Origin of the sequence: Ruminococcus sp. 210702-SL.1.03 (assembly GCF_020559915.1) — a bacterium.
Classification (GTDB): Bacteria; Bacillota; Clostridia; order Oscillospirales; family Ruminococcaceae; genus YE71.
This window is the reverse complement of the sequence record NZ_JAJCLZ010000008.1, coordinates 79,001-91,657: the sequence shown is the minus strand read 5'-3', so window position 1 is coordinate 91,657 and position 12,657 is coordinate 79,001. Positions and strand designations below refer to the sequence as shown.

At 53.4% G+C, this 12,657-nt stretch carries 9 protein-coding genes; 5 read left to right on the top strand and 4 right to left on the bottom strand.

The window, feature by feature from the left end:
* Positions 1 to 20: 20 nt before the first annotated feature.
* Positions 21 to 2,192: a D-alanyl-D-alanine carboxypeptidase family protein gene (locus tag LI114_RS06245; protein WP_227219927.1), complete on the top strand. Its 2,172-nt coding sequence runs from the start codon at positions 21 to 23 to the stop codon at positions 2,190 to 2,192.
* A 96-nt stretch (positions 2,193 to 2,288) separates the two neighbouring features.
* Here LI114_RS06245 and LI114_RS06240 read toward each other — a convergent pair whose 3' ends face one another.
* The 4 genes from LI114_RS06240 to LI114_RS06225 are packed head-to-tail and all read right to left on the bottom strand — an operon-like array spanning position 2,289 to position 8,741.
* The gene (locus tag LI114_RS06240) at positions 2,289 to 3,329 is read right to left on the bottom strand and encodes a 3-deoxy-7-phosphoheptulonate synthase (protein ID WP_227219926.1); all 1,041 of its coding nucleotides are present in this window, start codon (positions 3,327 to 3,329) and stop codon (positions 2,289 to 2,291) included.
* A 39-nt stretch (positions 3,330 to 3,368) separates the two neighbouring features.
* Entirely contained in the window at positions 3,369 to 4,805 is a 1,437-nt protein-coding gene (locus tag LI114_RS06235) for a hypothetical protein (RefSeq protein WP_022128213.1), read from the bottom strand.
* 40 nt (positions 4,806 to 4,845) lie between these two features.
* Positions 4,846 to 5,931: a serine hydrolase gene (locus LI114_RS06230; protein ID WP_227219925.1), complete on the bottom strand. Its 1,086-nt coding sequence runs from the start codon at positions 5,929 to 5,931 to the stop codon at positions 4,846 to 4,848.
* A 29-nt stretch (positions 5,932 to 5,960) separates the two neighbouring features.
* Complete coding sequence (locus LI114_RS06225; protein WP_227219924.1) at positions 5,961 to 8,741, bottom strand: glycoside hydrolase family 2 TIM barrel-domain containing protein; 2,781 nt, start codon at positions 8,739 to 8,741, stop codon at positions 5,961 to 5,963.
* Between the two features lie 260 nt (positions 8,742 to 9,001).
* On the opposite strand from LI114_RS06225, the gene LI114_RS06220 reads away from it, so the two are divergent.
* The 4 genes from LI114_RS06220 to LI114_RS06205 are packed head-to-tail and all read left to right on the top strand — an operon-like array spanning position 9,002 to position 12,618.
* Positions 9,002 to 9,283, top strand: a complete 282-nt coding sequence (locus LI114_RS06220; RefSeq protein WP_227219923.1) for a hypothetical protein — start codon at positions 9,002 to 9,004, stop codon at positions 9,281 to 9,283.
* Between the two features lie 42 nt (positions 9,284 to 9,325).
* Positions 9,326 to 10,414, top strand: a complete 1,089-nt coding sequence (locus tag LI114_RS06215) for a hypothetical protein (protein WP_227219922.1) — start codon at positions 9,326 to 9,328, stop codon at positions 10,412 to 10,414.
* Positions 10,414 to 11,121, top strand: a complete 708-nt coding sequence (locus tag LI114_RS06210) for a hypothetical protein (protein ID WP_227219921.1) — start codon at positions 10,414 to 10,416, stop codon at positions 11,119 to 11,121. The genes LI114_RS06215 and LI114_RS06210 overlap by 1 nt, the downstream gene beginning before the upstream one ends.
* A 54-nt stretch (positions 11,122 to 11,175) precedes the next feature.
* Positions 11,176 to 12,618 carry an SPFH domain-containing protein gene (locus LI114_RS06205; protein ID WP_227219920.1) on the top strand — a complete coding sequence of 481 codons (1,443 nt, stop codon included), beginning with the start codon at positions 11,176 to 11,178 and terminating at the stop codon, positions 12,616 to 12,618.
* Positions 12,619 to 12,657: the final 39 nt, after the last annotated feature.

Here is a 12,657-nt window from a genome sequence, read left to right as displayed (position 1 = left end):
GAAAAAGGAGTTGTATAAGTATGAATATGAAGAATAAAAAGTTCGCATCGGCGGTAGTAGCGCTGGCGGCGGCTGTTATGATGCCTGTTTCGCAGGCGGCGGCTCTCGCGGCAGATACTGCGCCCATTCAGGAAAACGAGATAGCCCTCACGGCGGAGAGCGATACCGAAAGCTCGGCTGAACTGCTCGCGAAAAAGGCTGCGCCCGCCGCGCCTGCGGTAACATCTGCCACGAAAAATGGCAAGCAGCTCACCGTAAAGTGGAAAGCGGTGTCCGGAGCTGACGGATACATAGTTTACCGCTACGACGCGGCTACCGGCACTTATGATTATTTCATCGAAAACACCAATCAGTACACATGGGAGGACTACACCTCTCGCCCGAAGGAATCGGGCTTCCGCTACTACGTTCTCAGCTACGTCAACGACGGCGGCAGTAAGGTAAAAAGTCAGGCAACTGACTACACCGATATGATAGCCGCTACCGATGGCGAGGACGTTACCCCCACTAAGGTGATATTCACCAAGGCGGGCAGAGCTGAAAAGGCTATACGCCTTTACTGGGCTAAGCGCGAGTGCGTGGGCTACGAGATATACAGAGTCGACGGCGGCGAGAAAACGCTCGTCGGCACTACCGATGGCTCGGCAGACAACTTCCGCGTAAGCAGACTCGCTGCGGGAACCTCTTATACATTCACCGCGCGCGCTTTTAATCTCGACGCTAGCGGCAACAAGGTCTACGGCGCATTTGCTGACAACTACACCGTTACCACAAAGGGCAGCCGGTCGGTAATAGCCCCCGCTAAGGTAACTTTCACCAAATCGGGCAAGGCTAAGACGGCTATCCGCCTTTACTGGAACAAGCAGAACTGCGCAGGCTACGAAGTCTACATGGTAGTAAACGGCGCATGGAAGCTTATGGGCACGGCTGACGGCTCGGCGGATAATTTCCGCGTAAACGGACTGGCGGCGGGCACTAAGTACACATTCACAGCCCGCGCTTACAACCTCGACGCTAACGGCAACAAAGTATACGGTGCGTATGCTGATAATTACAGCGCCACCACAAAGAACGACCAGAGCGTTTCCGCTCCTGCGAAGCCCGTTATCACAAAATCGAGCAAGAGCAAGAAAGCTGTACGCCTTTACTGGAACAAGCAGAACTGCGGCGGTTACGAAGTTTACATGATAGTAAACGGCTCGTGGAAGCTGATGGGCACTGCGGCGGGCACGGCTGACAACTACCGCGTAAGCGGACTGGCGGCGGGTACGAAGTACACCTTTGTAATGCGCGCTTTCAACTATAACCCCAACGGCAGCAAGGTATACAGCGCGTATTCCGACTACTACACCGCCACCACTAAGAGCAATACCGTATCCGCCCCCGCGCAGGTGAAGATCACAAAGGGCGGCAGAGCAAAGACGGCTATACGCATCTACTGGGACGCTGTTAAATGCGACGGATATGAAGTATATGTCAACAAAAACGGCTCGTGGCTCTTTGCGGGCACAGCTTCGGCAAGCGCCACAAATTTCCGCGTTGAGGGGCTGAGCCAGTCTACCGCCTACTACTTCACCGTTCGCGCTTTCAACAACTCGAACAGCGGCAAGGTTTTCGGCGAATTTGCAAAGAATTTCAAAATGACTACCGCTCCCCTGCCAAATAACGGTGATAAGCCAACATACATAAACGGCGTGCTCATCGCGAACAAGACATACGCGCTGCCCGCCAGCTACAATCCGGGCGGACTGACTGCCGAAACGCAGGCGGCATGGAAGAAAATGCAGCAGGCAGCTTGGAACGACGGCATAAATCTTTGGATAGCCTCGGGCTTCCGCAGCTATGCACAGCAGAAAACGCTTTACGATAACTACGTTGCACGCGACGGCAAAGCTGCGGCAGACACATACTCCGCACGCCCGGGTCACAGCGAGCACCAGACGGGTCTGGCTTTCGACATAAACAACCCCAGTTCAAGCTTTAACGGCACTAAGGAAGCGCAGTGGATAGCGAAAAACTGCGCAAACTACGGCTTTATCGTAAGATTTCCTAAGGGCAAGGAAAGCTCCACGGGCTTTATGTACGAATCTTGGCACGTTCGCTACGTCGGCAAAACGCTGGCTAAGAAGATAACGGCGAGCGGTCTTTCGCTCGAGGAGTACCTCGGAATAACCTCGCAGTGCGCAAACTGAGCGATGAGCGAATAAAAACTGAATAAACACAAAACGGAGCGGCTTCAAAAACCGCTCCGTATTTTTATGCTTATAACGCTTATCTGTATTTTGAGATCACATCAGCGCGAGCTGCTCTGCAATATCGTAAACCAGACGCTCAGACTTCTCCCAGCCGAGGCAGGGGTCGGTTATCGACTTGCCGTAAATGGCGTCGTCGCTGATCTTCTGGCTGCCGTCCTCGAGATAGCTCTCGATCATAAGACCCTTTACATACGACTTTATCTCGGGCGACTGGCGGCAGCTATGGAGTATCTCCTTGCTTATGCGTATCTGCTGCTCAAAGTGCTTGCCCGAATTTGCGTGGTTGGTATCAACGATGACCGCCATGTTCTGTAAGCCGCGCTCCTTGTACAGCTCGTAGAGGTACATGAGATCTTCGTAGTGGTAGTTAGGCAGCGAAGCGCCGTGTTTGTTGACATATCCGCGCAGGATAGCGTGCGAGAGGGGGTTGCCGTGCGAATGGCACTCCCAGCCGCGATAGAGGAAAGTGTGCGAGCCCTGAGCCGCCATGATGGAATTGAGCATAACGCCTAGGTCGCCGCCCGTGGGGTTCTTCATGCCGACGGGAATGTCGATACCGCTGGCGGTAAGGCGGTGCTGCTGGTTCTCTACCGAGCGCGCGCCGACAGCCACATACGAAAGCAGGTCGTTAAGGTAGCGGTGATTTTCGGGATAAAGCATCTCGTCAGCGCAGGTAAGACCCGTTTCGGCGATAGCCTTAGTGTGCAGGTCGCGGATAGCGATGATTCCCGCGAGCATATCCTCAGCCTTATTAGGGTCGGGCTGGTGGATCATACCCTTATAGCCTGCGCCGGTAGTTCTTGGCTTATTGGTATAAATGCGTGGGATAATGATTATCTGGTCGCTCACCTTTTCCTGAAGCTTAGCGAGGCGCGAGGTATACTCGAGCACTGCGTCCTCGCGGTCGGCGGAACAGGGGCCGATGATGAGGATAAACTTTTTCGACTCGCCCGTAAACACCTTAGCTATCTCGGAATCGCGCTCAGCCTTTATCTTCTTTAAATTTTCCGAAAGCGGAAACTGTTCCTTGATCTCTGCCGGAATAGGCAGTTTTCTGATAAATTCGAGATTCATTTTTCTCTTTCCTTTCTTGGGGTGCGATGAAAGATCCTATTACTTCTCCACCGGCTCGAATCTTATCCTAATATTAGGCATCTTAGCTATCTCAGTGTAGCTGTTCATCAGTCCGTCCTCTATGCTGAGGTCGTTCTCGCCGGTAGCGGGGGGCGCGAATATACGCAGGGTCAGGTCTGCTTCGCCCTCCAGCGGCTTCTCAAAGAATGCGCTCATGAGGTCGATGGTCTTTGCCTTCGGCGATTTGTAGAACCACTTTCCGTTTATCTCCAGCATGAGGTTGCTGTCGTCGTCAAAGGTGACTTCGCAGAAATGCGGGTTCTTCTCGAAGTGCAGGGGTATCTCTATGCCCTCAGCGTCCTCCGAGCTGCCCCAGCGCAGCTTGCATGGGAACGCCAGCTCTTCGCCCTTGGTCATCGCGGGCTTGAAGAAATCGTCGTGGATTATTTCCTTGTAGGTCTGCATTACAGGCTGCTCTATTCCGCAGTCGGCGTAGTTGGGGTCTTCTATCTCAAGGCCCAGTCTGCCGCGGTCGCGGAACTGGTAGAATGTAAAGCCCGAGAACCACTCTTCGGGGTCGTTTTTCAGCATATCGCAGAATTCCTTTACCATGTCTGCCTGCTCGTAAGCGCCCGTAACGTCGCCGTCGGCGTTGAATTCGCTCATTACCATCGGCTTAGCCGCGCCGCCGTTTATCTCCTTGAAGCGGTTGTAAGACATCTTTGTAAGCTTGTATGTGTCGTCTACCTTAGAGCGCGAGTGCGATGAACCGCCGCGCTCGGCAACGTCGTACGGCCAGCCCCAGTGCAGAGCCATGTACTTGTCCACGCTCCAAATATCGGTCTCCTTTACCGCCTGCGAAAATTCTTTTTCCATTATTATCTCGGTAGCGTTGAGGTCTTCGATACCGCCTATGCAGAGTATCGTCGAAACGTTCGGCGCGTACTCTTTCAGTATCTTGTTGAATCTGCAATAGAAATCCGCTACGCCCTGATATGTGGTACGCTTGGTGAATGAGAACCAGTTGCCCGTAGCCTCGTGGTTTATTCTCAGCATCATTCTTCCGAAGGGGCGCAGGTCTTTCGCGATGGCGATAAGGTGCTCGTCGGAAACGTTGGGGTCGATGGTGAGGGTCAGCACTACTTCCTGTCCGTGGCGGCGAACATCTCTCATGCAGGTGAAAGGCTCGTCATCGGTAGTGCCGTTAAGTCCGCCCTTGTAGGTGAAGTAATCATCGTAGGGGTAGTCCCACGCAAAGGAAACGTCCATATCCTTGCAGGCTTCCGAGATCCTTGCGGGCCACTCTTTGTCCAGCGGGTAGTAGCAGTACATAAGACTGACGCCGCGGTGGGGTCTGCCCAGCTTGTGCAGTATGTAGTCCTGATTTACATACTCGCCTCTCTCAGAGCCGTCGCCCAGGTCTACCGCGCACTTGGCTTTGCCCATGTGTACTGAATAAGCCTTGTAATTTTCCATTGATATATCCTCCTGTTCGTTACAAAAAATCGTTTACAGTTTAATTGACAAGCTGCGAATTTACTATATCGAACTGCTTCGCCAGCTTTTTGAATACCTTATCGCTCTTCGCCGTTTCGGGCACTTGGTCGGTCATTATCACCAGCACGAAAGGCGAATCTGCATAAACTATCGCGCAGTCGTGGTAGCAGTTTTGATCCCAGTCAGAGCCGTACTTGTGCGCCACGGGGTACTTATCCGCAAGCTCTGCCGTTATCTGCGTTTCCAGATCGGTCTTTTGCATAAGCTCCGTCAGCCATTTTCCGCGCTTCGACTTTTCGGCGTACTTGTATATGTCCTCGTACTGCTTCATAAGGTCGCGGGAAGTTCCGTAGTTGAATATCCACGAATATCCCAGATCATAATTTACCCCCAGCTCGTAATTCATGTTGTTGAATCCGTCGTAGCCGTAGTAATTTATCAGATTGTAGTAGGCCGTATTGTCAGACTGCGTTATCGCGCGGCGTATCAGCTCGCGCGCTGAATATGTTTTTCCGTAGCCGTTCGCCGCCGTCTTGCCGTCGTCGCCGTCCCATATCACCTCTATGGTTATCTCGTCGTCGAGGTCTATGCCGCGCTCCAGCAGCTCTTTGCAAAAAGGCGCTTTTACGGTAGAGCAAACGCCGTAGCTCGCGTCGGCATTATATGTGCACTCCGCGCCGCTGTCCATATTCTTGTAGTAAAAGCTTATGGTGTAGCCGTAATCGGCACAAATATCGTCGATGGCGTTCAGCGCCTTGGAAAGCTTTTTGTTTGAGTATGTCTTGGCGGGAAAATCATCCGCCGTGAAATTGTGCCCAGAGAGCACGTCGGTCTTTAACTTAGTCGGCTTAGGCGGCTCGGCAGGCTTTGCGGCAGTAGTCGTCGTGGTTTCCGCCTCAGCATTCACAGCGTCGGCTTCTGCCGCGCTCTCCTGCGTATCAGCCGCTTCCGACTCGTCCGCACCAAAGCTGTCAACCGAAAGCTCAGTATCCGCGTCTTGTACTCTGCGCGTGAACTGCTCCGCCCCGTGCGAACGCACCTCGCAGGAAGCCAGCGCAAGCGCCATCAGCAGCGCCGTAAGCGCCGCAGTTATTTTCTTTTTCAAATCACTTTACCCCTTTACGGCTGCCGCGTTTACCTCACCACTACGGTAGATGTAACGCCCGCGCCGTATTTATTTATGCTCTGTACGATAACGGTTATCTCGGCGCTGCCCGTCATATCGGGCGTGCAGTGTATCTCCGCCGCGGCTGCCCATTCATTCTCGAAGTCCAGCCGCTTTTTGCCGTTCACCCATACCTCAGCCCTGCCCCAAAGCTGGTTGAAATGTATGCGCGGCTCTCTGCCGCCCAGCGTTTCGGGGATAACGGTATGCGCGCGGAAGAGCGCGTATTTGCCCACGGCTTCCGCCATTTTAGAGCCGTTGCCGTGCGATGGGAAATACGGCTCGGTAGTATTCATATCGTTCGCCGCGAAAACTTTCAGCGGGTCGGGCTTTTCTTCGCTCAGCTCTGCCGAAACGCGCCAGCCGGTCACCTGTATCTCCTCCATCGGGAGCACTACGGGCATACGCTCGCTCGGCTCAGCAAGCTTTATCGTAAGAGCGTCACACTTTAGTTTACCACATTCTGCACTGATTGTCAAGAGCGAGGCTTCGGCGGCGGGACGTATTATCGCCTGAGCGCGGCCGTTGAAAAGGCTTCGGCGGGCAGAATCAAAAGGCTCGTGGCAGTTCGGGTCGCCGTTCGCCGTGCCGATGACCTCGCCGCCCTCGGCGCTTATCGCAATCTCGCCGCAGAAGTCGGGCACTTCCCTGCCCTCGCAGTCCACCGCGATGAAATTCACGATAGCCGCGTCAAGCCCGCCCATCTCTAGCGGCGAAACGTTGGCGCACTCTATCTTTATCCGCGCCGCTCCGCCCGTGGTCTGCCTTACGCACTCCGCCGCAGGGATACCTTTATTATAGCCGATAAGCTTTATCTCGCCCGCGCGGTACTCTACCTGCCACTCGGTCTGGTGCAGCTTGTCAACGCGCTTTCTGCCGAGCGATCCGCCGTTTACAAAAAGCTCGGCTTCCTCGCAGTTAGTGTGGCTCATAACGCGTATCTTCTCGCCCTCGCGCCCCTTGAAATTCCAGTGCGGCAGTAGATGCACGACGGGCTGTTCCTCCGCCGGCGTGAATATCGATTTGCAGAGCCAAAAAGCGTCTTTCGCGAAGCCGCAGGTATCCATCATGCCGAAAAAGCTGGAAACGCTGGGGTACTCAAAGGGCGTAGGCTCGCCGAGGTAGTCGAAGCCTGTCCACATAAATCCGCCCGCCGCAAAGTCGCGCGTGCAGAGGGTCTGCCAAGTCTGCCGAACGGTGTTGCCCCAGTCGGCGGGGTCTTCGTCGTAGCAGGAGATGAGGTGCTTATCCATCTCGGTCTTGTAACAGCCGCGCACCGCGAAAGTCGAGGTAGTTTCGCTGCCGATAACGGGTATCTCGGGGAACTTCGCGTGAAATTCATCGTAGGCGTAAAGCTGGTAATTCATGCCCGCAACGTCCAAAGCCTGCGCCGCGCTGTCCGCTTCGGTAACGCCGCCGTTCATAGCGCCCGTAACGAACCTCGAATCGTCAAGGCGGTGTATCTCCGCGCGCATACGCTGCGCCATACGCCTGCCCTGCTCGGTGCCCTGAAGCGGCTCTTCGTTGAATATCGACCACATTATAACGCTCGGGTGGTTGCGGTCGCGCAGTATCATCGTCCGCAGTTCTTCCAAGCACTGCTCGCTGGTTTCAAACGAGCGGTTTTCGTTCATCACGAGCATTCCCGCGCGGTCGCACTCGTAGAGCAGCTCGGCGTGCGGCATACCGTGCGCGCAGCGGTAGGCGTTCGTGCCCATCTCTTTCAGCCGCGAGATGCGGTATTTGTGAATACTGTCGGGTATCGCAACGCCTATGCCGCCGTGGTCTTGATGGTTACAAGTACCGAATATCTTGACGCTTCTGCCGTTGAGGAAAAAGCCCTTTTCCGCGTCAAAGCGAATGGTGCGGAAGCCGAAGTCGACCGAGTCGCCGTCAGCGCCGCCGCCCAGCCAAACGCGGCAGGTGTAGAGGTTCGGCGAATCAATATTCCAAAGCTCGGGGTCTTTCACGGTGAATTCAAACGTATGCACAGCGCGCCCGCCGCTCTCAACAGCCACCTGCGCTTCGTCCGCGGCGATGACTTCGCCCGTATGCTTGTTTAATATCTCGCAGTGCAGTACAGTTTCGGCTGGCGAATAGCCTGTATTTTCAAGCGTCACCTGCGCAGGACAGTTCCAAACGCCGTCCGCAAAGCGCGGGCAGACGAATATACCGTACTGCGCTACGCTGACCTTTTCTTTCGCAACAAGGCGCACATGGCGGTAAAGCCCCGCGCCCTCGTACCACCAGCCCTCCCAGCTATCAGCATCGAGGTATACGGCGAGCACGTTCGGCGTGCCGTCGAAATACGCGCGGTCGGTAATATCTACGGTAAAGGGCGCGTAAGATGAATAGTGACGTTTCAGCAGCGAGCCGTTGAAATAAACGAAGCAGTCCTTCGCCGCGCCGTCAAATTCCAGTGTAATATTTTTGTCTTTGAGCTCCTCGCCGAGGGCGAACTGCTTGCGGTACCAAGCCTTGCCCTTCGGCTTATAGCCCCATGACGGCGAGCCGTTTTTATCAAAAGGCAGCTTTACCGACCAATCGTGCGGCAGGTCTACGCTCTTCCAATCGGCAGGATCGCAGTAAAAATCGGGCTGCGGAACTCCGGGACAGCTTCCCGCCTTAGACGTGCCGTAAATATCGCCATGTGAGATACCGCGGTGCAGCTCTACATCGCCTAGGTGGAAGAGCCAGCCGGGATCCATCGAATAAACAGTTCTGCCAAGTTTCATATTTTTATATTCCATCTTATAAACACTCCTTTTTTCATCAATTTTATATAATTATTATAAGATATCGGGAAACGTTTTCATAGAACATTTTATAGACGTAAAGTAAACATAGCATGAACTTTAACGGCTCGCTAAAATGCTGAAAATCAGTCGCCGCATCGAAATATTTTCACTTTTATGTTAAAATTCATTGACATCTTTTTATAAATATGATATAATATTTGTGTCGATATAAGTATAAAACTGTAATTTTTTCACAAGGAGGCTGGTCAAATATGTTCAGATCGCTGCTTCGCAAAGCAGGATTTGCCCTTATTTCATACGGCACACTTTTCACGCCGCTGATAGCTTCGGCTGAAGACGGCGACGTTACCATAGCCGCTGTTGCGGGTTTTCCCATCGGCGCTATAATCACAGGCTGCATTTTGGTTTCTTTGAGCCATACTAAGGAAAAAGCTACCAAGGCCGACGATTACGTTCACGGAAAACTAAAGATCAACGAACAGTCTGACGTTTATCTCAGAACTACTACCGATAAGGAAGAGATCGGCGACTGATCTTAGCGCGACACCATTTAGAAACTAAGGGAGAAAAATAATATGGCTGCAAATATTTCATACAAATGCCCCACCTGCGGCGCAGAGATATTCTGGACGGCTGATAAAAACTGCTTTGAATGCGAATACTGCGGAGATAAATTCTCTATGGAGGACATGGAAGCAGATGGTCAGGGCGGCACAGATACCGAAAACGTCGAGGCGCACGAGGAGGTCGAAGAGGGCGAATACCATCAGTCGAGCGACGGAACTGTCGGCAGCGACCTGGTAAAATACACCTGCTCGCACTGCGGCGCTGAGATAATCACCGACCGCGCTACGGCTGCTACGATATGCGTGTACTGCGGCAACGCCGTAGTAATGGGCGAACAGATAATCAACGATTTCGCGCCCGACTACGTTATACCTTTCAAGATCGAGAAAAAGCGCGTAATGGAAGAATTTCACAAATTCAGCAAAAAACCGCTTACGCCGAGCGATTTCGACTACGATAAGATAGTCGATAAAATGCAGGGCGTGTACATACCTTTTTGGCTTTACAGCGGCAGATGCAGAGGAAAATTCAAGGCTGAGGGCATGAAAGAGCGCAAATGGCGTCAGGGCAAATACAAGTACACCGAGTGCAAGTATTACGACGTTTACCGCGACGGCACTATGGGCTTCGCGAAAGTGCCCGTAGACGCTTCGTCCAAGACGGACAACGACGCTATGGACTCGATAGAGCCTTATGATTACAAGGACATGGTGCCTTTTAAGCCCGCGTATCTTTCGGGCTTTCTCGCCGAGAGATTTGACGAAGATAAAGACGCCTGCTACTCGCGCGCAAAACTGCGCATAGAAAACTCTACTGAGGATATTATCAAAAGATCCTGCGACTACGATAGTCTTACCAAGCAGAGCTTTAAAAAAGAAGTGGTGATACACAAAACAGAGTACGCGCTTATGCCTACATGGCTGCTGTACACCACCTACAAGGATAAAAAATACTTTTTCGCTATGAACGGTCAAACGGGCAAATTCATCGGAAATCTGCCGATAGATAAAGTAAAGCTCGTGATCTTCTCGGCGCTGGGCGGCGTACTCGGCACAGTGATCGGCGCGATAGCGGGTGTACTGGGGCTGTTTGCATAATGAGCGAAGATAATATCATTAGGCTGATAACATTGGCGGTGGTAGTCGCCGTAATAATTGGCGTTATACTGCTGATAAAGTCGGCGGTCGATTCAGCTAAGCGCAAGGTGCGCAATATGCTCAACTCCAGCCTGCTGGGTCAGATCAAGGCGGCTACGGAGGAAACTGCAAAGACGCCTGCTACTCTCTCAGGCTCTGAGGGTCTAATGAAGATACGCATAGCAAAAGACTTCCCCGAATTTGACGCGGAGATAGCGCGAAAGATAGTTACAAGCACGCTGACGCAGTATTTCACGATACTAAATGCGCGTAGCGGCGCAGAAGCTTTGAGCGCTCACTGCACCGAGTCGTTCGTGACTGAGCTGGCGAACAGCCTTGACAGCGTGACTACTACATACGGCGGGGCTAAAGTGCACCGCGCCGTGATCTCGGACTACCGCAAAAACGGCGAGCAGTCCACTATAATATGGCAGGCGGCGGTGGAGTACACCCTGCCGGGCAAGATGCTCTCGCAGCACGTTTATGAGGTACGTTACAGCTACTACCTAGCCGCGAACAGCGACCAAGCGAGCGAGAGCCTGATATGCGACAACTGCGGCGCGCCGGTGACCACGCTTGGCGCTAAAGTGTGCGAATACTGCGGAGCGGAAGTAATAGCCTCAGTAGAGCGCACATGGAAGATAAACGCGATAACCAAAACGCGCTGACTTTAAATTTAGAAATATCAAACGATACTTATATACCAGAAAGGAACGAAAATCATGGGTTTAATCAGAATGTTTGCATCGGCAGTAGGCTCTAACCTCGCCGACCAGGTAGTGGAGTATTTCCGCTGCGACGGACTCAATCAGGACACTATGTGCGTGCCCGCGACCAAAGTTTTAAGAGGCAAGGCTGTAAACAACGGCTCTAACGACTACATATCCAGCGGCTCGACTTTCGACGTAGCCATCGGACAGGCAGCTCTGCTCGTAGAAGACGGCAAGGTTTGGGATATGGTAGTTGCTACCGATAACGACACCGCGGGCCACTACAAGTACGATTCCGCGACCGCGCCCTCTATCCTCGGCAGCGGCTTTAGAGATCTCATGCCCTCGATAAAGGACATCGGCAACAGATTTACCGCGGGCGGTCAGGCTACCCACACCATGCGCCTTGTTTACATAAACCTCAAGCCGCTGGTAAACAACAAGATCGGCTTCGGCAAAGTGCCTTTCCGCGACGGCGAGATGAACCTCACCCTCAACGCGCAGGGTCACGGCTCGTTTGAGCTTCAGATAGTAGACCCCGGCGCTTTCTACGAGAACTGCATACACGATATATCCAAGCCTTTCGTTAAAAACGAGGGCGACGGTGCTGCGTTCATCGAGCAGCTCAAGACTGATATGAAGCCGAAATTCGGCATCGCGATCTCGAAGCTTTCCGCAAAGAGAATACCATACGATATGATAATCAGCTACGCCGACGACCTCGGCAACGAGATGAACCAGCTTCTCAGCGAGCAGTGGACGCCAAAGGGCGTAAAACTGGGACAGGTCTCCATCGAGCTGAACGTTGACGACGAATCTAAGAAGCGCATCGCGAAATTCCAGGAAGCGCAGACTGCGGGCAGCAACCCGAGCATGCTCTACGCTATGGACAGAATGTCGATAAACAATGCGCGCGAAACAGCAGCAGGCAACTCCGCAGGCGCTATGGCAGGCTTTATGGGCATGGGTATGGCCGGCGGAATGATGGGTCAGGCTATGGATCCAACCATGTACAACCAGCAGATGCAGGCTAACATGGCTCAGCAGCAGGCGGCAGCTCCCACACCTACACCTGCACCCGCAGCAGCTCCCGCAGACGGCTGGACCTGCGAATGCGGACAGACCAACACAGGCAAGTTCTGCCAGGGCTGCGGCAAACCTAAGCCCGAGCCGAAACCTGCCGCCGATAGCTGGACTTGCTCCTGCGGCGCTGCCAACACAGGAAAATTCTGCATGGAGTGCGGCAAACCACAGCCCGCAAAGGCTGTGGGCTGGACTTGCTCGTGCGGAACGGTGAACAAGGGCAAATTCTGCGCCGAGTGCGGCAAGCCCAAGCCTGCCGATGAGCCGCTCTACAAGTGCGACAAGTGCGGCTGGGAGCCTGCCGACCCGAAGCACCCGCCGAAGTTCTGCCCCCAGTGCGGCGACCCCTTCAACGAAAACGACATTCAGTAATTTTCACACAGATACAGCAAAGGCTGCGGTTTTATCCGC

Bases quoted from the DNA above. Each gene is read 5' to 3' on its own strand.
- LI114_RS06205 (WP_227219920.1), top strand. From the start codon at position 11,176: ATGGGTTTAATCAGAATGTTTGCATCGGCAGTAGGCTCTAACCTCGCC.
- LI114_RS06240 (WP_227219926.1), bottom strand. From the start codon at position 3,329: ATGAATCTCGAATTTATCAGAAAACTGCCTATTCCGGCAGAGATCAAG.
- LI114_RS06215 (WP_227219922.1), top strand. From the start codon at position 9,326: ATGGCTGCAAATATTTCATACAAATGCCCCACCTGCGGCGCAGAGATA.
- LI114_RS06225 (WP_227219924.1), bottom strand. From the start codon at position 8,741: ATGGAATATAAAAATATGAAACTTGGCAGAACTGTTTATTCGATGGAT.
- LI114_RS06210 (WP_227219921.1), top strand. From the start codon at position 10,414: ATGAGCGAAGATAATATCATTAGGCTGATAACATTGGCGGTGGTAGTC.
- LI114_RS06220 (WP_227219923.1), top strand. From the start codon at position 9,002: ATGTTCAGATCGCTGCTTCGCAAAGCAGGATTTGCCCTTATTTCATAC.
- LI114_RS06235 (WP_022128213.1), bottom strand. From the start codon at position 4,805: ATGGAAAATTACAAGGCTTATTCAGTACACATGGGCAAAGCCAAGTGC.
- LI114_RS06245 (WP_227219927.1), top strand. From the start codon at position 21: ATGAATATGAAGAATAAAAAGTTCGCATCGGCGGTAGTAGCGCTGGCG.